Genomic DNA, 1,115 nt, shown 5'->3' on the forward strand with positions numbered 1-1,115 from the left:
TCAGATGGTTCTCCACCTTGTCCTTGTAGTTCGAGACAGTGTTGGCGCTTAGTTTCGCGTCATACTTTTTCAAGTACGCATCCAGCGCCCCTTGCAGCGTCATTGACCGCGCCTTGGGGTCCTTTCCCTTGCGAAGGTCAACTAGCATGTCGGCAGCTTCCTCGCGTGCCTTCGACAGCGCCATTTCGTTGACGGCTGCCACCGTAACGCGACGTGTCTTTCCGTCGGGAAGTGTGCGCTGCGCGATAAACGTTTTGGTGCTCGTCACACCCGAGCAGAGGACGCCAAAACCTTTCAGATCTGCATCCCAGTGAAGCACCTGCTTCCCCGATGGATCGGGAGCAAGTAGCTTTTCGATGGTACGTTCCGTGAGCTTGATACGCGGCAAGATACTCTCCTGACAGGTTGGGCCTTGAGCTGGAAGCAAATAAGGAAAACTACCTTAGTTGCACCACCCTAGGTTGTTTTACAATCAGGGGACGTTATAACGCTTTCGCCATAAAACATAGCGAAATCAATGGATTGATCCGTTGCGCGCCTTATTTTTAAAGCACGCTATTCGTGTATGGACAGCATTCGTAATGCGGGGGTCGCGTGTTCGAGTCACGCAAGCGGCACCATTTCTCCTCCTTTTTGTCGTCTACCCCTTCGCATCTGGCGCAAAGGATTGCGGCGCCGGCCTGGCAGATCTGCCATTGTCGTGACCCCGGTTTGGTGTGAAACTCATGGCCTCAGCATGGGAGGTCAAAAAATGCCCAACAATTTCAAGACCGGAGACGTGGTCAAGCTGAAATCCGGAGGCCCCAGAATGACGGTCAGCGATGGCGCAGCCTCGGGCATGTATCTGTGCCACTGGTTCAATCGCGAGGGCGAGGTGTGGACCCCGCAGCATGCCGGGTTCAAGCCCGAACAACTGATTGCGGCCGACCAGTCGGACTAGAGCTCCTTCCATCCCGATCGACGGGATGCGCACCCGAGCACGAACGGATCAGCACGCGCGACCGACGGATTTTCCGGGTCGCGGCGTTTAACGGTTGAAGCGCGATGACGGCACAAGCCGTCTGCATCGCGCCAAGCTGGAGACGCACAACATGATCAGCCGTTCGATATTAGTC

The 1,115-nt window shown here is 55.7% G+C and carries 2 protein-coding genes and 1 tRNA gene; 2 read left to right on the forward strand and 1 reads right to left on the reverse strand.

The features are described 5' to 3' along the window. Nucleotides 1–388 (reverse strand): Arm DNA-binding domain-containing protein (locus EN925_RS36890; RefSeq protein ID WP_164894711.1); only part of this gene is annotated, 388 nt, incomplete at its 3' end. A 144-nt stretch (nt 389–532) separates the two neighbouring features. Between EN925_RS36890 and EN925_RS39980 the strand changes: the two genes are divergently transcribed. Then, nucleotides 533–620: transfer RNA gene (locus EN925_RS39980), tRNA-Ser, on the forward strand. A gap of 131 nt (nt 621–751) precedes the next feature. Further along, the gene (locus EN925_RS36895; protein WP_013527958.1) at nt 752–940 is read left to right on the forward strand and encodes a DUF2158 domain-containing protein; all 189 of its coding nucleotides are present in this window, start codon (nt 752–754) and stop codon (nt 938–940) included. Nucleotides 941–1,115 lie beyond the last annotated feature (175 nt).

Source organism: Mesorhizobium sp. M7A.F.Ca.US.006.04.2.1 (assembly GCF_004022915.1).
GTDB classification, from domain to species: domain Bacteria; phylum Pseudomonadota; class Alphaproteobacteria; order Rhizobiales; family Rhizobiaceae; genus Mesorhizobium; species Mesorhizobium ciceri.

Coding starts and splice junctions, on each gene's coding strand:
- EN925_RS36895 (WP_013527958.1), top strand. CDS start 752: ATGCCCAACAATTTCAAGACCGGAGACGTGGTCAAGCTGAAATCCGGA.